The 21,022-nt window shown below is 57.2% G+C and carries 14 protein-coding genes; all 14 read right to left on the minus strand.

What is annotated here, in order from left to right; translation table 11 throughout:
• Positions 1-85 precede the first annotated feature (85 nt).
• The 14 genes from EH206_RS13975 to EH206_RS14040 all read right to left on the minus strand — a co-directional run bounded on the left by EH206_RS13975 (position 86) and on the right by EH206_RS14040 (position 20,884).
• Positions 86-712, minus strand: coding sequence for a thioesterase domain-containing protein (locus tag EH206_RS13975; protein WP_009113468.1), 627 nt, complete (start codon positions 710-712; stop codon positions 86-88).
• Positions 709-3,804, minus strand: a complete 3,096-nt coding sequence (locus EH206_RS13980) for a non-ribosomal peptide synthetase (protein WP_083832791.1) — start codon at positions 3,802-3,804, stop codon at positions 709-711. The genes EH206_RS13975 and EH206_RS13980 overlap by 4 nt, the downstream gene beginning before the upstream one ends.
• Entirely contained in the window at positions 3,764-4,804 is a 1,041-nt protein-coding gene (locus tag EH206_RS13985) for an MDR/zinc-dependent alcohol dehydrogenase-like family protein (protein ID WP_009113470.1), read from the minus strand. Before EH206_RS13985 ends, EH206_RS13980 begins: the two co-directional genes overlap by 41 nt.
• A gap of 4 nt (positions 4,805-4,808) precedes the next feature.
• Positions 4,809-6,167 (minus strand): 3-phosphoshikimate 1-carboxyvinyltransferase, encoded by a 1,359-nt coding sequence (locus tag EH206_RS13990; protein WP_009113471.1) that lies wholly within the window; start codon positions 6,165-6,167, stop codon positions 4,809-4,811.
• 4 nt (positions 6,168-6,171) lie between these two features.
• Positions 6,172-7,380: a Coenzyme F420 hydrogenase/dehydrogenase, beta subunit C-terminal domain gene (locus tag EH206_RS13995; protein ID WP_198008297.1), complete on the minus strand. Its 1,209-nt coding sequence runs from the start codon at positions 7,378-7,380 to the stop codon at positions 6,172-6,174.
• Between the two features lie 206 nt (positions 7,381-7,586).
• A complete protein-coding gene (locus tag EH206_RS14000; protein WP_009113474.1) occupies positions 7,587-10,580 on the minus strand; it encodes an AMP-binding protein in 2,994 nt (997 codons plus the stop codon).
• On the minus strand, positions 10,565-11,857 hold the full coding sequence (locus EH206_RS14005) for an aspartate aminotransferase family protein (RefSeq protein WP_009113475.1): 1,293 nt from the start codon (positions 11,855-11,857) through the stop codon (positions 10,565-10,567). The genes EH206_RS14000 and EH206_RS14005 overlap by 16 nt, the downstream gene beginning before the upstream one ends.
• A gap of 347 nt (positions 11,858-12,204) precedes the next feature.
• Positions 12,205-13,653: an N-acyl-D-amino-acid deacylase family protein gene (locus EH206_RS14010; RefSeq protein ID WP_009113476.1), complete on the minus strand. Its 1,449-nt coding sequence runs from the start codon at positions 13,651-13,653 to the stop codon at positions 12,205-12,207.
• A gap of 2 nt (positions 13,654-13,655) precedes the next feature.
• Positions 13,656-15,296 (minus strand): ABC transporter ATP-binding protein, encoded by a 1,641-nt coding sequence (locus EH206_RS14015; protein ID WP_009113477.1) that lies wholly within the window; start codon positions 15,294-15,296, stop codon positions 13,656-13,658.
• Positions 15,293-16,168, minus strand: coding sequence for an ABC transporter permease (locus EH206_RS14020; RefSeq protein WP_009113478.1), 876 nt, complete (start codon positions 16,166-16,168; stop codon positions 15,293-15,295). The genes EH206_RS14015 and EH206_RS14020 overlap by 4 nt, the downstream gene beginning before the upstream one ends.
• A gap of 9 nt (positions 16,169-16,177) precedes the next feature.
• Positions 16,178-17,119 (minus strand): ABC transporter permease, encoded by a 942-nt coding sequence (locus EH206_RS14025; RefSeq protein WP_009113479.1) that lies wholly within the window; start codon positions 17,117-17,119, stop codon positions 16,178-16,180.
• 32 nt (positions 17,120-17,151) lie between these two features.
• Positions 17,152-18,747, minus strand: coding sequence for an ABC transporter substrate-binding protein (locus EH206_RS14030; RefSeq protein ID WP_009113480.1), 1,596 nt, complete (start codon positions 18,745-18,747; stop codon positions 17,152-17,154).
• Between the two features lie 171 nt (positions 18,748-18,918).
• Positions 18,919-19,842 (minus strand): N-carbamoyl-D-amino-acid hydrolase, encoded by a 924-nt coding sequence (locus EH206_RS14035; RefSeq protein ID WP_009113481.1) that lies wholly within the window; start codon positions 19,840-19,842, stop codon positions 18,919-18,921.
• Positions 19,843-19,963: 121 nt separating this feature from the next.
• Positions 19,964-20,884, minus strand: coding sequence for a LysR substrate-binding domain-containing protein (locus EH206_RS14040; RefSeq protein ID WP_009113482.1), 921 nt, complete (start codon positions 20,882-20,884; stop codon positions 19,964-19,966).
• Between the last annotated feature and the right edge of the window lie 138 nt (positions 20,885-21,022).

Genomic DNA, 21,022 nt, shown 5'->3' on the forward strand with positions numbered 1-21,022 from the left:
TCTAATGGCGAGGTACGTCGTACTCCTCGCACGTTTTCACCGCCGGCGAGGCCGCCATTCGGGCAAGCGGCACGCCGCTATCCTGTTATGTTGTCAGAATTGACTTCATTTCATTGAGCAGAGTTCTACTCTTTAATATGGTTTGATGATCACATCCTTGAATGCATGAAAACTCAGTCGAGTCTCCTACATGTCGGCGAAGCGATTCGGTCAGCGTAGGGTCTCTTCCGTCTTGGGCCACGAATATCCTGGTCGCTTCCGATTGCGGCATTGGCGGTTGAAGGCGCCCCAAGAGCCATATGTTCTCGACCATGCAGTCAAGATTGGATAACTCGCAATCAACCAGATCGAAAATATACTGGTAGGCGTCGTCTTGCCGTAGCCGCGCAAGAATTTGGTCGCGGCCGATTTCGCGAAGTCCTTCGAGCGCAGGCGGGTCAATCAAAAAGATTTGTGGCAGGCTGCCGCCCTGGCGAGCGATTTCGGATGCCACATAGGCGGCAAGATGCGCGCCGAACGAGTAGCCGACCACTTTCATGATATGCCGCGCCTGATGACGGCCGACGATACCCGCCGCTAGTTCGTCAAGAGATTGGTAGGGCCAATAGTCATTGTAATCCTCCGCTGAGATCCGGTCAGACTCCCCGACGTCATTCATCAGCGTCATATAGCAAAAGGGATATCCGACGAAATCCGGCAACAACAGTATCATAGGCTCTCCTTCAACGTTTCAAGGAAACACGCCAGAAACGGCGTCAGCGTCTCATCGTCAAGCCTTGAGGCGATATGCAGATGACGTTGTGTGCCGGCCGCGATAAAGGTCATATCAATATTCGTCCGGGGATTTTCGGAAGGCACGTCCAGCACGCTGTCTCTCAGCCAGAGCAGGTCTTCTTCCGGCATCGCGACAAAATTGAATAGATAGGGAATCCGTTCCGCGTCCCATCCCGTAGCCGTTTGGATCTCTTCCGAACCGATAAGGCTGTGGCTGCGAAACGCCTCCATGCGGTCGTGAAAATCATCCGGCATATCCCGCACACCGAGAAGGTCGTCCTCGAATAAAATTGGCGCCGCGACGGTGTAAAAGCCCAGGCCCTGCGTCTTGCTGCGATGAGAAAACAGGCACAGCGCCAAAGGGTCGGTCGTCCCGCTCATTTTTGTAATGGCATGGCGATAAGCGCGCATGGCGGCCCATTGCAGATGTGTATATTGGGTCTCGGGCAGAACGATTTCCGCCTGACGCCAGGTCGGGCCGCCCTCTTCTTGGCGCGGGCCGGAAACGACGGCCCTTTCGCCATAGTGGGCCCAGAAATCTATGCCCTGCTCTACGACATCAGTATAGCGTTTTTCAAGCTTCAAGTTCTCCGCCACAAAGGCGAGATCGGGGAGAGTCGTCTCATCATCGGTATGACCTGCCGCGAGAGAGGCAGTTAGCGCCCGCAATAGCTGCACCTGCCCCAAGTGGTCCGCAAGAATATGGTGAAACAGCACGGCGATATGGCGCTGTCCACTGATATGGACGTCGCCCAACCGTAGCAGTGGCCCTTCAAAGAGACTTATGGGGCTGTTTAAGAGAAAAGAGACGCAGTCCCGTTCATCGGTAAAGTCCTGGGCGACGCTAAAAACAAGGCGTTCTCCCGAAATCCCTGTTGCGGGCAGACGAAATGCCAAGCCATGCTCGCCATCCACGACCACGGCCGAGAGTAGAGGAAAAGCCATGCCCATGCTTTGCGCGATCTCCTCAAGTTCCCGAACGGTTTTACCTTCCGAGCCGGGCTTGACGAGATAGGCGACGTTGTTCGCCGTCAGATGACCGTGAAACAATTCAGGATAGACCATCGAGGCCTGCATCGGGGTCAAGGGAATGTCCGTCAATTCAGGGTAGCGATCGGATGTCGGCGATGCTCGCCGATCTGCCAAAAGCCGTGCCGCATCCTGCGCTCCGCGCGCATAGACAAACGCAAAGAGCCCGGTCGGAAGGCTGAGCGTTGCAATTTCCGACCATGGCGGTACGGCGCGCTCATCCTTCAGCCGGATGATATGATAGTCAAATGCATCCCACTCAAGGTCACATTTCGGCTCATCGCCAATCTCAGCCAGCAGGCGCGCCATACGCGGCCAGGTACAATCCCGATAAAACTCCGTCAAGCCGAGAGGCTCTCTTCGATGCCGGTTGAGCAAAGTCACCAGCTTCACCGCCAGTATCGAGTGCCCCCCAGCCTGAAAGAAGTCTTGATCCGGTCGCCAATCCACCAGTCCACAGGCTTCCAGCAGCCAGTGGCGAGAACCGGCAGGTTGGTCCTGCTCAGCCGCCATCTTCGCCAGGGCGGCCATGTCGATCTTGCCATGGGGCGTTACGGGCAAAAACGCCACCTGCACAAACCTGTCGGGAACCATGAAATCGGGTAGGGAGGCCATGCCGAAGTCTTTTAGCTCCGCATCCTCCGGTGGCCGCGAAGCGCTTTGCGCCACATAATAGAGCAGCACCCGCTTACCGGTGGGCGTGGACTGCAGGCCCCCGACACAGTTCGCCACGCCAGGATGTCTCCCATAGGCAAGGGCAATATCGCTCAACGAGGTTCTATTACCCCGGATCTTGACCTGATCATCCTTGCGCCCGGCATAGTGAAAGAGACCGCAACTATCGCGGAAAACCAGATCGCCGCTGGCGTAAGCTCTTTCTTCGCCCAGTTGCGGGAATGCCCGGAATATACTCTCGGTAAGGCAAGCATCACCGACATAGCCGGGTGAAAGCCCGTCTCCGGCGATCGCCAGTTCACCCACCTCGCCGGTTTCGCAAGGCTCGCCCTCCTCATTGAGAATGTAGAGACGGCTGTCATGAACCGGATATCCGATAGGGATCGCACGGGAAAAATCGTGGTCACGCGGGATGCGGTAAACGCAGGTGCCCATAGTATTTTCCGTCGGGCCATAGCCGTTGTAGACCGTGATGCGCGCGTTGTGACGGTAAAGCCGGTCGATATGTCCGGGAGAAAGCGCTTCGCCCCCCACCATGATGTACGAAATACCCGCCAGACACTCGGGGTCCGCATCCATCAGCATATTCAGCAATGAAGTGGTCAGCCACAGGGTATTGGCGCCGCTTTCAGCGATCATCCGGCGCAGCGTGTCACCGGTTAGATGGTCCTCCGGCGTCAGGACCAGGCAGCCGCCGTTGCACAGCGCGGTCCATATCTCGAACTGCGATGCATCGAAAGTAAGGGCAGAATGATGGATCATCACGGTCTGCGGGCCAGCCGGAAAATGCGGCGGCTGATAACAGAAGCCCACCACGCCCAGATGGGTGCACGGAATAATTTTCGGCGCCCCCGTCGTGCCGCTTGAAAAATTAACATAAACGATATCGCTCGCGGCCGGTTTACGAGAACAACCCACCGCAACGGGAACCATCAGGTCCGCGGACTGGAGAGGTTCGGCGAAGGTCACATTGCAAAGCGGGCCATTAGCGATGAACAGCCGGACCTCCGCCTTTTCGATGACTGAATTATTCCAGCTCTCCGGATTCCTGGGACTGATGAAGCAGAACCCACATCCGGCCTTCAAGATCGCCAGCAGCATAACGATCAGATTAATCTCGCGCCGCATCTGGATGCCGATCCTATCCCCCGGACAGGCGCCCGCCTGCAACAGTCGCGCGGCGGCAAAGTTGGAGAGCGCGTCAAGCTCGGCATAGGTTAGCTTTGCGTCCTGAAGACGCACCGCACAGCCTTGCGGATTGGCCGCCACCGCCTTTTCAAATGCTTCAATCACTGTCGAGACCAAAATTCTCTCCTTTGTCGCCATGGCGAATCAAACAGAAGCCCACGGGAAAAGCGGCCTCGCCACGATACAGAGACAAGGCCTGGCGCGGCGAGAAAACGGTGCGTGGCAACGCGGCGGCGAGATCTCGCCGCCGGTCGATCAGCGCCAGCGCCCTTGCCAGATTATCATCCACCCGCGCCTCGCCGTTCGGAGGAACGACATCGGCAAGGCCGACATGATAGCGGTCGTCGCGGTACCCGGCACCGCAACGGGAGACATTGATAAGATCGAAATTTCCGGAGGCCGGCGAAAACGCAATCCGGCCGGAAAGTCTGCCCAAGTTCACAAGCATGGAGCGATCCTTACCGTTTCCATCCGGATGCAGGAGGTTGAGAATATCGCCGATCTGTTCGGTGACATCCCCCTCTGCGCAGAAATAAATCTTGGTAAAGCGTCCGGTGCCGCCAGACCGCGACGAGCCCGGATCGAAACTTGGCCAAGCTGGGCATCCGCGCATCCTGTCGGCGCGGACATCCCAGACGCAAACCTCCGCGCCGACATCCGCGGCCAATAACGCCATCAGCATGCCGACACCGCCCAGACCGAGAACCAACACCCGGTCCCGGCTGCTCAATCGGCTTCTGTCGCCGGCATGGACCGCCGTGGCCGCGAGCGTGGACAGAATGGCCAGATGCCCCGGCAGGTCTCCGGGAATCCGGCGGACCAGCCGGCGCGGCATTATCAGGCAGTCCGCATGGATGGCCGCACGCCATCCCATGGCGATCACCCGATCCCCAGGTTCCGTATGGTTCACATTCACCCCCTTGCGCAGCACCGTGCCGACGGCGCAGTAACCAAGTTCGAGGGTTTCACCGGTCTCCCTGGCCTGGCGGATATAATGCAGCTCCGTCCCGGGACTGATCATAGTGAACTCCGTTGCCACGACCACATGGTTGTCGTCGCAGTAGGGTATGGCTTCACGCAGGATCTGCACTCCGCTGTCGCCTTGAACCGCAAATAGCCGCCGTGTTCCTTGGTGCATCGCATCAACCCCTGAATATGGCCCGAAGGCATTGATCGAAATCCGGAAAGGAGGTTTTATAGCATTCGCCGCCGAGAATGCGACCCGCGAGACCGTGGGCGAGCATCAGAACATGCGCCGTCATCGACAGCCGGTGATCGTTAAACACGGTGACATCGCTCTGCACGCTCGGCCGTTGTCCCCCCTCGGTATGGATGGAATAGCCATCAATGACGGCGTCGATACCGAGCGTCCGCAACATCCGGCAGGTAGCCGTAATCCTGTCGGATTCTTTGAATGTCAACTCGTAGAGATCGTCGAACGCCGCCTCGCCCGGCAAAAGAGCGGCGATGGCGACCATCAGCGGGATTTCGTCGATCATCGAGTGCAGGCTTTCCTTGCCTTGCATGCCCTGCGCCTTAAACGCCCCGCCCCCCCGCAAGGCAATCGTGCCGGTTTTTTCCCCATGGGGACGCCCATCGGGCGAAATTTCCAGTCCGAATCCGCAACGCTGCATCCAATAAAAAAAACCGATTCGCGTCGGGTTGATGCACACCCCCTCGAACCACACGCTCGCCTCCGGCCGGTCCCTGTTCAACAACCAGAAGAGCGCTGCCGGATAGGCAAGCGCGGACGGATCCAAGGGAATGGTGATGGCGCCCGGCGGCCGAAACTGCCGCGGCCGGTAGGTCAAAACATGTTCTATGTCCTCCACCTCGTCACCAAACCCTTGAGCCATCAACTGGGTGTGATCCCTGGCCTCGACCGAATACGCGATTTCGACCGGCACCCGGGCGGCAATGGCGGCAAACAGGACGGCCGAGATCGATTGCGCGCTGCCGATGGAGATCGAAACCCGGCCCGATGTGATCTGTGACGGCAGCAGCCTGAGCGGCAAACATCCCGCCCGCCCCAGATATTCAAATTGTCCCCCCAATGTCGTCAGCGGCTCCACGATCCAGTCGAAGGGACGATTGCGCAGCGTCTGATCGCCATCAACGACGCAGCCGACGCCAAGCCCGCACAACACCCCGAGCAGCAGCCTGGCCGCCGCGCTGGAAGGCCCAAGATAAACTCTCCGCTCTTTTTTATTCAGCATCCCATGGCAATCGGCCGTTCGTAAGGAGGTCTGAAATGCCACTGCGCCTGACCGGCGGTCAAAATCGATCTTCAGCCCCAGATGTTGCAGGGCGTCGATCAATAGAGTGACGGCGGCTCCCTGATTGATACCGACGATGGTCACCGGATGTTCGGACAAGGCGGCGAACAACAATGCCCTGTGCGATATGGATTTGTCGGAGGGAACATAGCGAGCAGCGGCAGACCAATCAGGATGTTCCGGCAGCATGGCGGGGGAAATGTTGCGGTCAGGATAGATCAGCATGATTTCACCCCTTTTTGTAACGCTTAGGATCGATCAACGCGTCGTCGCTGAGGATCTGTTCAGGGTCGAAAATATCGGGCGCCGATGGGCCCTTTGCCACCGGCAACATCCCGGCTTCATACGAGCGGCGGCGATGGCGCTTGCGCTCCAGCCCGAGATTGAATCCTTCCAGATCAATGGGCCATTGCTTCATCGTCCCCTGTTGACGACAGTAATCCGCCAGCGCCTGCCCCCTCGGGGTGCGAACGAGCACGCGTCCGTATTTGTCGTATTTCGTAGCGTTGAGGCTGGCATCGAAAATATTGGGATCGCCGTCGCAGACGCTGATGTCGGCAAGACCGCTCATCCAGTCGCCGCAGGACAGACAGCGGTGATTTTTTCCGCCTTTCAGCTCCTTGAGGATTTGCCAGAATTCCAGGGAATGGCGGTCGCCATCCGCAGTGGAAACGATCAGCTTTCCCGGATAAGGCCCGCTGCGGTAGCGAATATCGTTTACGGTATCCAGAGACAGGCCTAAACGGCCTTGAATTATATCGATAGTTCCCTTCGGCAGGGTGCTGGACGAGCAGGCCGTTTCGACCAGAAAGGCGATGTTTTCCCGCGCCCAGTCGGCAATATCGCCCTGCAACTGCTGAAGTTTGCGGATGGCCTGCATGTGACAGGCTAATCCGACGACGGCGATCTTGTCGTCGCGACAGTGCTCATAAAGGCCGCGTAACTCCGCCAGGTAAGGCGTCAGTTGATAGGTGGATTGCGCATTCGCGATGATCGTCTCTTCATCCCTGGCGACGACGCCCTTTGCCCGCCAGCCTGCATGAGGGTCGCGGCCCATGGTCAGGACGTGATCGACGCCAAGCGCCTCGCGGCTGGCCAGCAGTAACGTAGTGACAGTACCGCCGCTGGCCGAGGCTTCGAACACATCAGTCCTGGTCGATCGGGCGCCGAAGTGATTGATATGAATGCCCAGCCACCGTTCACTGGGTTCGCGCGTGCGACCGAAAAGCCGCATCTCGGCTTCATCGGTCGCCGGATCGGCGCCAGGACAGACATCATGACACAGATGGCAATCATCACAGGACGCCGGGTCGAAATCCAACACCGGCTGAAGGTTGTCCGGATTCAGCACGATCAGCCGTTCGGGACAGACCAGTTGACAGGCTCCGCAACCGGCACATAAATTGGAATCAAGAACATCCGCTCGTAACACACTCATTGACATGGGTATCATCCTTTTACGAGGAATACCTCGGGTAATCCAGATAATTACTCAGTTCACCCGTCATTCCATTTGAACGATTTCCAGCGAAACGGCGTTTGCGCCGTGAGATAACGTTCCCGTTGCGGTTTTGGCGAAGCCGAGTTTTCGACACGCTTTAGCGGCCGCAGAACAAATCTCGACACTCCGCATCTTTGGCTGGGTCATTCTGCCGCTCCCGCCGCCGCGATCGCCCCGCAGGTCTCCAATCCCGTTACGATATGCCGCCCTATGTTTGCTACCCGGGCATCGCTCATCGCCATGACGTTGTAATCCACCTTGAGCAGCAGGCTGCCGGCATGCTGGTAAGCGGTAAATTCAAGATGGTGGCTAGGCCTGCCATGCAGGGTGTCGAGCGAGAGCGGATTGATCGAGAAGCGGTCCGTCGAGGCGATGGCGATATCGCCAAGATAATTGAAGCTGGCGAAACACTGTCGCGCGCCTAATGTTTGGCGCCTCCCATCGGAGTGATAATGTTCATTACCAAACGTGTGGGCGATCTTTTCGACTTTACGGCGATAGTCCCGCACCGCCTTGGCTCCGGCCGCCACGTCCAGGCCCCGTACATCGACGACGAAAGGACAGATGACGGTGAACCAGCCAAAGATGCCATCGGTGGACAATCCTCCAGGCGCCAAGCCGCGTCCATGACCCAGGACGTCGATTTTCTGACAAGAGGCGGGAAAGACCCTATCGAAAGAGAGCAGGACGGCGGCCAGCAACCAGTCGCTGATATCCATCGAGGGATCTCGGACGATCGTCGCCGATGGCGCGCCGATTTCGATATGCATAACGCTAAAGGCATCCTTCGTCGGGAAAGCCACGTCATCGCCAATCGGTTGCGGGCACTCGGCCCATGGTAAACGATCCCAGACGTCTGATGCGCGTTCCTGCGCCAGGAACTGTCCATATGCTCCGACCCAGCGTGGGTAGTCACTCTCCAATCCAGGCCAGTCGTGAACGTCCTGCGCGCTGTCCGCCTCCGACAAGTCCGCCAGCAAAAGGATCCAGGAAACCCGATCCACGCGGAACTGATGGCAACTGACAATCATGCTGAGCCGATCGTTTTCGACCAAAAGGGTGGCGGCGACGATCCGCCTATTCTGCAACGAAATGCGGCTTTCACAGTCGGTCACGGCCTGCTGCGGCGTCATTCCGGCCGTGTGAACGGCGATATCCACAGGCGCGGAATCGTGCAGATGCCGTTCCAGCAGAGCCTTGAGAACAGAGCCGAGCCGGTCAGCGTCAGTGACCGGTCCTGAATAGTCGATCACGCAGGTCTGACACCAGCCGTCCAGATCGGGAATAGCGCGACTTTCCAGAAAATACCGGTTGGGAAGCGCCGCATACGCCCCTGTCGCGGTCGAACTCGCCGCAGGAGCGACCTGAGCGGGCCGTTGACCCGATGTTATTATAAGACTGGCAATCGGCTTCTCGGAGATGACCTCTTCCAGAGCTAGTTTGATTCCCTGCCGTTTCAAGGCAGCGACCAACGAGAGCGCCTGAAGCGAATTCCCGCCATTTTCGAAGAAGCTGTGATTGATATCGATACTGGCGCCCTTCAGCACCTTGCCTATCGCGGCCAGGATTGGCGCATGCTCAGGATTACCGATCTCCGACGCTTGCAGTTTGTCACGGGCCATCCGCGCCAGCGTCTCCCGGTCGAACTTGTTGTTCCGCGTCAGCGGCAGCTCATCCATGAGCATAATCAAACGCGGGCGCTTGTGACTGTCTATACGCTCCACCAACGCCTTGCGGATCCCGGCCTCCGAAACATCTCCGCTAATGGGGACGACCGCAGCGACAACCTCATCCCCATCCTCGCCGACAAGGGTGAAGACGCAGCAATCCGCCACGGAATCAAGCCCGAGAAACGAGGCTTCGACCTCAGCCAGCGACACTTTCAACCCGTTGACCTTAATAACGGAATCCTTGCGGCCAATGATGACCAACCGCATTTGATCGTCGTAGCGGGCAAGATCGCCGGTTGCATAGGCGCGCGCGGTGCCCGGCGCGCCCTCACCCAAGGCAGTGAAGCTGCCGGACGACGGAACGAGCATGGACGCAACGAGGTCGGAGATCAATGTCACCTCTCCCGCGACGCCGCTGACGGATATCCGATTGCCAGCGGCATCCCGCAACTCGGTAACCACGCCGGATACCGGATGCGACAAGGGCCAGAGGCCTGCATCCCGCTCTGCGCCCTGGTCATAAACGGCGTACATCGCCGTGGTGCATTCGGTCGGCCCATAGGCGTTGAATAATCGGGAGCCTTGCGGAAAAACGCTGTTGAACAGATCGAGGTCGCCTGCGTAGATTTTTTCCCCGCCGATGACGATCCGTTTCGATTTCTGATAAGCGCCGAGCCCGGCGCGATGGAACTGGCGGAAATAAGGCACCGTCATGTGCAGGACATCGATATTGTGCAAGGCAATGAAGTCCGCCACTGTCTCCATGGTGGAAAACCTGGGATTGACCGTGCACAGCACCCCATCATGAAACAGGGCGGAGAAGACATCCATAAGCCCTGCATCCCAGGCCGCCGAGGCAAGTTGCAGTAGTTTTTCCCCGGGCTTAAGTTGCACATAGGCCGCATAGTTGGCGATATGCTGACGCAAGGCCGGCATCGTCTGCAAAATGGCCTTCGGCGCCCCCGTCGTGCCGCTGGTCAGGATGACATAATCAGCGCAACGGATCGGAAAAAAGATCGTTTTCCCTTGTTCGGAGATTCGAGGAGTATCCGGATTATTCGCCCATGGGGAAGCAGTAATAACGCAAGCCCTAGGCAGCCAGTCGCGGAGGTGCTTGATGGGCGCATCATCGCCAAGGTTGACCATGCAGTCAATTTTCAGCGCCGTCATCACCGACTGCAACGGGTCCATCTGCATCTCGGGATCGACGAAGACCACACGCCGCGCGATCCCCATCACGGCAATCAAGGCGGCGTAGGCATCGGCGCCATGAGATGCGCGCAGAGCGACAGTCTTCCCTTCCATACCCGCCGCAGCCAAGTCGCGCGTCAGTGCGTAAACCCGGCGATCCAGTTCACGCCAACGCCACTCTCCCGCTAGATCGACAGCGGCAAGATCATCCGGATTACGGTGCAGTAGGCAATGATCAACCATCTCGACATCCTCGTCATTTAGCGGCTCGGACATGACGCCAGCACATCGTCCAGAGCGCTGAAAAACTCATCCATATGCGACTCGACGAACGTGAGTGGCGGGGTAATCTTGACGGTGGCGCCATCGATACCGCCGGTTCGCACGATAACCCCATTCTTTAGCAGCCCGTCCCCCACTTCAGCGGCCAGCGGCACCATCGCGGCGGAATCGGAACCGGGTATCGCAACATCGAATGCCAGCATCAGTCCGGCGCCGCGAATGCCGCTGATGCGGCCGTCGCGGCTCGCCAGAACTCGCAGCCGCTCGACAAAACGCTCTCCGCTTCGCGCCGCACGCTCTGCGATATTGTCCCGCTTCTGCACCTCTAAAACCGCATTTGCCACCGCACACGCCAGCGGCATAAAAGTGAAGGTGGACGAATGCTGGCTGAAACCTAATACATCGATGATGTCAGGCGAGCCGGCCACAGCGGAAATCGGCATCCCATTGCCGAGGGACTTGCCGAGCACGATCAGGTCGGGGCATACCTGCTGCGATGCGACAAAAGGCCGGCCGGTACGGCCGAATCCGGTATAAATCTCGTCAAAAATGCTCAGCACGCCGAACTCGGCACAGGCTGAAACCATTTCACCCAGCATGGATGAAGGAATGACATGAATGCCTTCCGCAGCCTGAATCGGCTCGATAATGGCCGCAGCCGGCAACTGGTTTTTATTCTTGGCATCCTGCAAAAACTGCCGGAAAGCCAGACCCCATGCCTGACTATCGGCATTGGATTGTCCATCAGGACTAAATAAAGAGAAGCAAGGATTGTCCCTGAGGCCGATGGCCAGCAGGTCCCGGAATTTTCCATTGGACGTGACGGAAAGCGCTCCCTGTGTCTTGCCGTGAAACGAGTTCGAAAAATAGAGAATCGGTTCCCGCCTCGTCTTCCTGCGAGCGATCTTTACCGCCACTTCGACCGCTTCGGCGCCAGTCACCGCCCCCATGATGGAGGCTTCGGGAAACGGCAGAAAATGCGCCAGCCTGGCGATCATCTCATGTCGGAAAGGATTGTCGATGTTCCAGCCAGTATGGATCAGTTTTTCGGCTTGAGAGGTTAGCGTTGCAACGATGTCTGGATGCTGGTGCCCTAAATTGACGGCGCCGCTGCCGCCTGTCATATCTAGAAAGGATTGGCCGCGTTCATCAAATAAGTGACAATCAAGCCCCCTGACGATGACAGGTGCGCCGACTTGATGGCGCGACACGGATATGGATAATGCCTCTTGATAGGAACCGATTTCATTTTCCGGAAAAACATTCAGCATCTGATACCTCCTGCTCCAGCAAATAAATGCCCACAGAGCCCAAGGACGACCTTGAAAGCGGGACATTCGTCCCATCCGTTCGCTAGCTTTATTGCAAAATCACCCTAACACATAAAATTACCTTAATACATTAGAATCATTAAAACATTAAGTAATGTAAACATATTACAAATTATTTAACAAAAAAAACCAACGCTGACGGGGGTTGGTTATGGCCGCGTGAAAGAGGTTTTGAGTCCTCAGCGCATAGGGGATTACCATATCAATTGATTTTTTCTAACTAAGAAGTACAGCACGTTCCAGGAATTGGGAAAATTGAAGAAAAAGGTTCTTTTCCACATGGACACCTATCCATTCAAGCCCACTGGCCGTCGTTTTAGCAATTTCCCCTGTCGTCCTTGTACCTGCCCATCCTCGTAACTCACCACACCGTTAACCACCACCAGATCGATGCCCGGCGCTTGTCGGCAGGGATCGCTGTAAGTTGCAACGTCCTCAATCCGCGCCATATCCACCAGGGTTAAATCGGCAAATGCCCCTTCGCGCACAACGCCGCGATCTTGCAAACGAAAGCGGGCCGCCGGCATGCAGGTCATCTTGCGCACCGCTTCGGCGAGCTTGAACAATTGCAGATCGCGGCAGTAGTGCGCCAGCACGCGAGGGAAAGTGCCCCATAGCCGCGGGTGAGGATTAGGATCGGCCGGCAAACCGTCAGAACCAATCATTGAAAGTGGATGGGCAAGGATCTTGCGTACATCCTCTTCACTCATCATATGGTAAATCGCCCCGGCCGGACGCAGGCGCTCAGTCGCTTGCCACTGGTCTATGCCCCATTGCGCGGCAATCTCCTGCAGTGTCTGTCTGGCCATCTCCGGATGCGGCTCCGACCAGGTGATGTAGATCTCCATTTTTCCGTCGACGCGCCAGGCGTCAAGCGTGGTGGAACTGGCCGAGTACGGATAGCAATCGCAGTTGCATGACTGCTTACTGGCGGCTTTTTCCAGCGCGGCCAGCGCCAACGGAGCACGGCCCCAGTTGCCCGCACCGGCGCACTTAAGATGTGAGATCACCAGAGCTGCTCCGGCATTGCGCGCGGTAGTGAACGACTCCTCCAACGAGTCCAGTAGACCGTCGTGCTCATTACGCATATGGGTGGTATACAGCGCTCCGTACTCACCGACGATATCCACCAGAGGCTGTATCTCCGACGGCGGCGCCAGTTTAGCGTTGGTATAAGCCAATCCGGAGCTGAGACCGATAGCGCCAGACTCAAGGGCGTCTTGCAGCGCCGAGCACATTTGCTCCAGTTCTCCGGTCGTCGCCGGGCGATCGAATTGTGCCATAACGTTAGCTCGCAGCGCGGTATGGCCGATCAACGCCGCCACGTTAACACTCGGGCATGCGAGCTCAACCGCATAGGCATAATGCTGAAAGGTCGGATAGACAAATGCCTCCTGCGCTCCCAGCAAGTTCATCGGATCCGGCGGCGTGCCCGGTAAACTTACCGGTGAAGCGCTGATGCCGCAATTGCCGACGATCACCGTGGTAACTCCCTGCGAAATCTTGGCGAGCATCTCCGGGTGATGAATGACATTGGTGTCATCGTGGGTGTGGACGTCAATAAAACCCGGCATCAGGCAGCGCCCGTTGCCGTTGATCACTCGCTGAGCAGCCTGACCATCGAGATTGCCGATGGCGACAATCCGATCGCCGACAATCGCGACGTCAGAGACATACGGCTCAGCACCGCTGCCATCAACCACCGTGACTGCGCGGAACAGCAAATCAAACGCCATAGTCAGATCCTCCGGCCTGAGGCGAAATCCCAGCCTTTACCTGGAACCGCATCCATCAATTGTTGAGTATAGGGATGCCGCGGCGACGCCAGCACATCGGCTGCCGCTCCGTACTCGATCACCTCGCCGTGCTGCATCACCAGCACGTCGTCGCACAGCTGTGCCGCCACCCGCAGATCGTGAGTGATAAATAAAATGGCGACGCCCAGCCGACGCTGGATGTCGTCGAGCAATTGCAGTACTTGTGCCTGCACAGAGACGTCGAGCGCCGACACCGCTTCATCGGCGACGATCACGTCCGGCTCCATCGCCAGCGCACGGGCAATGGCGATACGTTGCCGCTGTCCACCGGAAAATTGATGCGGGAAACGATCAATGGCGTCAGCTGGCAGTCCGACTAGCTCCAGCAGTTGCTGACCACGTGCCCAGGCCTGAGCATAAGAGACGCCATGGTTCATCGGGCCTTCCACTAAGCTGTTGCCAATGCTGATGCGCGGATTGAGCGAACGGTTAGGGTCCTGGAAGACCATCTGGATGCGTTTGCGATGAGGTTTGAGCCCGGCGGTAGAGAGTTCGGAAATATCGTTACCGGTGATGCGTATCGCCCCTTCGTCAGGCGTCAGCAGGCGCATCACACAACGCGCCATCGTCGACTTGCCGGAACCGCTTTCGCCGACAATACCCAACGTGCGGCCGCGCTTAAGGCTGAATGTCACGTCATGCAACGCACGCGTGCCCTCGCGCCGCTTGCCGAACCAGCTCAGTGCGCCACCTTTGGGAGGGTAGATTTTGCCCAGTTCAACAACATCAAGGACGACCTGCGCGCTGGTCGCCTGGCGCGCGGGCCTTGGCGCCAAGCTAGGCACCGCAGCCAGAAGGGCTTTGGTATAATCCTCACTCGGTTGCGACAGTACCTGCTGCAAGGCGCCGCATTCGACGATATTTCCCTGGCGCATCACGCAGACGCGATCGGCGATATCCACCACTACTCCCATATCGTGGGTGATAAACAACACCGCGGTACCGTGCTTTTGCTGTAGTTCGCGGATCAATTTGAGGATCTGTTGCTGCGTGGTTACGTCCAGCGCGGTGGTCGGCTCATCAGCAATCAACAGGCGAGGTTCGAGCACCAGTGCCATCGCGATCATAATACGCTGGCGCTGGCCGCCGCTAAGCTGATGCGGATACGCACCATAGACGCGGTTAATATCCGGCAGATGCGTCTGCGCCAGAGCATCCATCACCCGAGCATGACGTTCCCCTGCGCTGAGACCAGTGTGCGTTTGCAGCACCTCATCGATCTGCCGTCCCACCGTCAGCACCGGGTTAAGGGCGGTCATCGGTTCCTGGAAAATCATCGCCATACGGCTGCCACGCAGTGCCTTGAGTCGTCCATTACTGACCCGCAAAACGTCTTCGCCATCCAGCAGAATACGTCCACTCGCAACCCTGAGCGCGCCTTTCGGCAGCAGGCCAAGCATCGCCAGCGATGTCACCGACTTACCCGAACCGCTTTCACCGACTAGGCACAGTGTCTCCCCGGCGCGAATGCTGAAGGAGATATCCTGCAAAATCGGCGCACCTTGCGCGGTGTTCACAGACAGGCAATCCACACGCAGGATATCGTTTTGTTGTTCGCTCATTCGCCGCCCCTTTTCTTCAGCCGCGGATCGAGGGCATCGCTGACCACATCGCCCAACAGGTTAATCGACAAAATACACAGAGAAAGAACCAGACCCGGCCACAGCACCAGAGAGGGTTTAAGCTGGAAGTAGACGCGGCCTTCGGAAATAATGTTTCCCCAGGTCGGAATTTCAGTACCGATGCCCGCGCCGAGAAATGACAGAATCGCTTCGGTCAGGATCGCCGATGCACAAATATAGGTACTCTGTACAATCAATGGCGCCAGTGTATTAGGCATCAGATGTCGGGTGAGAACCTTAAAGGTAGAGGTCCCCGTTAACACTGCGGCCTCTACGTAAGGCTCTTCACGCGCCGACAACACACGAGAGCGCACCAAACGAACGACCTGCGGTATCTCCGGCACCATAATCGCCACCATCACCGTCCAGATGCCCGAGCTGCTCAACGAAACGATGGCAATCGCCAGTAAGATGCCGGGGATCGCCATCAGGCCATCCATCACCCGCATCAACACAGCATCCAACCCGCGAAAGTATCCCGCCAACAACCCCAACGGCAGGCCAATCAGCACGCTCATCGCCGTGACTCCCAGGCCGACAATCAGTGAGATACGCGCGCCATAGACAATGCGCGAAAACAGATCGCGGCCATAGGCGTCGGTACCCAACCAAAACTCCTCGCCAGGCGGCCTGAGGCGAAATGCCGGCGACAGAGCCAGCGGATCGTGACTGGCGATCCAGGGCGCAAATATTGCCATGCCGACGATCAGCATCAGGATGACCAATGCAATGGCCGACATCAGCGGAATGCGAGGCAGTTTTACCAAACGACGCCGAGGTGTCGGCAAGATCGCAGAAACAGGTTTGCTCATGCCATCCCCTTAATAACGAATCCGCGGATCGCTCAGCGCGTACGACAGGTCGATCAGCAGATTGATGATGACATACACCCCGCTGGTCAGCAGGATCATGCCCTGGATCACCGGGTAGTCACGAGCCAGCACCGCATCGACAATCAACCGCCCCAACCCCGGGATATTAAATACGCTTTCGGTCACCACCACGCCGGAGATCATCAGCGCGAAACCGGTGCCGATCACCGTCAGGATCGGGATCATCGAATTTCGCAGGGCATGGCGGAACAGCACATGGATCTCCGGCAATCCTTTAGCCCGGGCGGTGCGAATATAGTCTTCGCCTAACACTTCCAGCACGCTGGCGCGGGTCATCCGCGCCACTAGAGCGATATAGACCGAAGACAACGTCAATGCCGGTAAGATAATGCGCTGAACGAACGGCCAGATCCCATTGGTGATGCTGCTAAACCCCTGTACCGGCAACCATTTCAATTCGATGGCAAACAGGGTGATCAGCAGGTAGCCAATCACAAACACCGGTACTGAGAACCCCAGCACCGACGAAGACATCACCAGATTGTCGATCCAACTGCCATGTTTCCACGCCGCCAGCACACCAAGCGGCACCGAGATCAGGATGGTGAAGGAAATCGCCACCAGCGCCAGGCTCAGGGTCGGTTCCAGGCGCTGGCCAATCATGGTCAGCACCGGCGTCTGGGCCATAAGGGAAGTGCCGAAGTCGCCATGCAACAACTGCGAGATCCAGACAAAAAATTGCTGATACAACGGCTGGTTCAATCCCAGACTTTCACGAATCGCTTCCAGCTGCTGTGGGGTCGCCATGTCGCCAGCAATGATCGCCGCCGGATCCCCCGGCGACAACCGCAGCAACAGGAAGACAAACAGCGCCACCACCAGCATCACCGGGATGGCCGCCAGTACGCGGCGAATGAAGTAACCAGACACAGGCACCTCCGGCAGTAGTCTTTGCCCGACAATTAGTCGCTTTTCTCGACGTTCCAGAACACCGTAGAGGGGCCGGTCAGTAAGTGGCTGATATGTCTGCTCCACACCGCCACATCATAGAATTGCCCCAGCGGAATGTAGTTGACCTGATCCATTGCTCGCTTCTGGATCTCGACGGCAATCTCTTTCTGCCTTGCCGGATTGGTCGCGGTGGCGAAATCCACTTTTAGCTGATTCATCTGTGGGTCGGTCGGCCAGCCAAACCATGCGCCCTTGCGTCCGCCACCATCAAGCATCGGATTGACCACCGGGTTCCAGATGGTTTCAGCATTCCAGTAAGTGAAGAACAGGTTCCAGCCGCCCTGTGACGGCGGGTTCGGATTGGCCCGACGCGACACCAGGGTCTGCCAGTCCATCGGTTGCAAATCCACTTTAAAACCGGCCTTGCGCAGCGCCTGAGCCGCGACCACCGGTTGTGACGCCTGACTCGGCACGTCGGTCGGCTGCATGATCACCACCGGCGTACCGTCGTAACCGGCTTTCTTCAGCAGTGCGTTGGCCGCTTCAAGATTACCGCCGTTAAGCAGCGACTCTCCGCCAGCCTGGCTTTCCAGAGCCGTGCCGCAGCCGAATACCGACGCGCATAGCTTGAAGTACTGCGGGTTGCCCACCAGCGCATCGAGCACATCTTTCTGGTTCATCGCCAACAAGGCGGCGCGACGGATGTCAGGGTTGTCAAATGGCGGATAAAGAAAGTTCATCCGTCCACCGGTCATCGAACCCAGTTTGCTCAAGGTGCCGAACTTGAGATTCGGATCGGCCTGCACCATCGGCAGCAGATCGATTGGCAGCTGTTCGATAAAGTCGATGTCGCCGGATGATAACGCATTGATTGCCATCATCCGGTCCGGCATGTTGATCCATTCGACGCGATCAACCTTCACCACCTTGCCGCCCACGGTGCCGCTGGCCGGCTCTTTGCGCGGCACGTATTGCTGGAATTTTTCGTAAACCACGCGATTACCGGGATCAAATTCACTGGCGACAAACTTATACGGACCGGAACCGGTGTAGTCAGCGATCATTTTGCCGTCCGGCGTGTTGGCCACCCGCTCTGGCATCATAAATGCCGCAACCGACGAAGGCTTCGCCAGCAGTTGCAGCACATAGCCGAAGGGTTTAGCCAGCTTCAGGGTGATAGTTTTATCATTGGTGGCAGTAATGCTGTCGGTGTACTTCATCATCAGTTGGCCGCCGACATCGTAGCGCGCCCAGCGTTTGAGAGAGGCGACACAATCGGCGGCGGTCACCGGTTTGCCGTCATGCCATAGCAGACCGTCGCGCAGGGTAAAGGTGTAAGTCAGAGCATCCGGCGAAACGGTCCATTCGGCCATTTGCGGCTTAGGCGCCAGCTCTTCGTCCATGCCAATCAGGGTGTCGTAAATCATATAGCCGTGATTACGGGTGATCTGCGCCGTTGTCGCGATCGGGTCCAGCACGCGCAATGAAGATGACATCACCGCACGCAACGTTTTCTCCGCCGCCATAGCGGACGGGGAGGTGATGGCGGCGCTCAGGCCGATCGAAAGCAGACAGGCGATCAAAAAACAGGACGGATATAGTTTCATTGTTAACACTCCAGTAAATAGCAAACCCTGGTGTCGGGAATTGCGGTGTGTGCAATGTAATGTGGCAATGTTGGATGCCCGAAACCGCAGTCGAAGATCGTAATTTTCACCTCATTTTCAGCGATAAATTCACCACTCAGATATACGTGCGCATGGCTCGATATCTCCGGGTTAGGGACGTTCAACGCCGGTCTGACGGGTAATAATGCCGTAGTGTTCGATGCGTCGGTGACGGGCGAAGTTGAAGATGGTGTTCTTGCCAAACCGGCACAGATCCATGTCGCAACGGTGGGAAATCAGCTCATCGCCCCGCCCGCTGGCTCTGGCCACCACAAAACCGTTGGGATCAACAATCACGCTACCGCCCATCAGTGGGAATCCATCCTCTACCCCGGCCTTCGCCACCCCTACCACCCAGGTAGCGTTCTGGTAAGCGCCAGCCTGCATGCAGAGTTCGGAATGGAACAGCCGTTGCGTTTCACCTTCCTCAGGTTGCTGTGAATTGACTGAAGGCGTGTTGTAGCCCAGAGTGATCAGCTCAACGCCCTGTAACCCCATAACACGATAGGTTTCTGGCCAGCGGCGGTCGTTACAGATGCACATGCCCATCACCGCACCCTGATTTTCCCAGGTCGGAAAACCAAGATCGCCAGGTTCGAAATAGCGTTTTTCCAGATGCTGAAAATCACGATGCGGGTCGAACTCAACATGCCCCGGCAGATGCACCTTGCGGTATTTTCCAACGATGTTGCCTTGGCGATCGGTAACGATTGAGGTGTTGTAGTGATGCCCATCGGGGGTCAGTTCGGCGTAACCAAAGGTTATGGCAATACTATGCTCGCGGGAAAAATCGAATAATGGACGCGTCACGCCACTCGGCATTTCGCGCTCGAACCAGCTATCGACTTCGCGCTGATCTTCCATATACCAACGTGGAAAAAACGTCGTCAGGGCCAGCTCAGGGAACACCACCAGTTCACATCCTTGCTGCCGCGCCTGTTCCAGTAATGCCAGCATCCGCTGGACCACACACTCTCTTGAGTCGTTTTTTTGGATCGCTCCCAACTGGGCCCCGCCAATTACGATTTCGCGCATGCGCTATTCCTCCACCAGGCCGACCCGATGCCGGCAACCCTTTTTGCATTGCTTAGGGTCATTGTGGGAGGTTCAGAGCGCTATGTCGTATACCAATATGTGGTCCTTGCTTAACCTGAAGTTAATCCATATTGAACAGGTGAAAGCCGCCCGCGGCCAACGTGCTGCGCAGATGCTCGATAAACACCTGCGCAAATTGCGCCAGAGGTTCATGCCGCAAATGCACCAGGCTGATGGTCAGGCGTTCTTCGTTAAGTATCGGCAGTACCGCCATACGCTCTGCACCCGATGCACGGAAGGAAATTTCATCAACCACCGAAAAACCGGTGCCATTTTTCACCAGCGCGCAGGCATGGTGCGGGGAATCGACATCAATACTCGGCCGATACGGCAATCCCACCCGTTCGAAAGCCTGCTTCATAAAACTGTGGAATGGGGTATCGGCGGAATAACCGATAAACGGCATCTCCGCCAGCGCATCTGGTAATTCGTTTGCCGGTATCCGGGTCAAAGGATGATCCGCGGGACACACCACCATCCCCCGGATATAGCTCAGCGGGACGGCGCGTAAGTTGGGATGATCAATAGGAAACAGAGAAATGCCAAGATCCGCCTGCTGGTCAAGCAACCGTTCCCGTAACAGCATATGACGTAAACACTCCAGGCTGACGAGGATATCTTCGTTGCACTGCCGGAAAGCACCGATGGCGTCTGGCACCAATTGATGCCCCAGACTGGGGCTGCTGGCAATGCGCAGCACACCGTGGCGCTGCTGCACCAGGTTGTGAAGCGTAGTGTTAACCCGCTGGATATCACGGTACACCGACTCAACGTCATTGAACAGGCAGCGCGCCTCCGGCGAAGGATATAGTCGCCCCTTAACCCGTTCGAACAACTGGAAGCCAATACGCGCCTCGGTGTGGGAGAGCATCCGACTGACCGCTGGCTGAGACACATACAAAAGTTGCGCGGCGCCGTTGATCGAACCGGTGATCATGACCGCCCGAAATACTTCAATCTGACGCAGATTAAGTAACTGCATTCGATTTACCTCCGAGGAATGAACGGCGTGCACATAACCACCCATGCTTAACACCAGGTTATAGGGTGTTAGCAATTAGTATGCCAAGGACATAAGCACAGCGAAAATTGCGCTGACAGCGGGGAAATGGTCCAGCAA

Source organism: Brenneria nigrifluens DSM 30175 = ATCC 13028 (assembly GCF_005484965.1).
Lineage (GTDB): Bacteria > Pseudomonadota > Gammaproteobacteria > Enterobacterales > Enterobacteriaceae > Brenneria > Brenneria nigrifluens.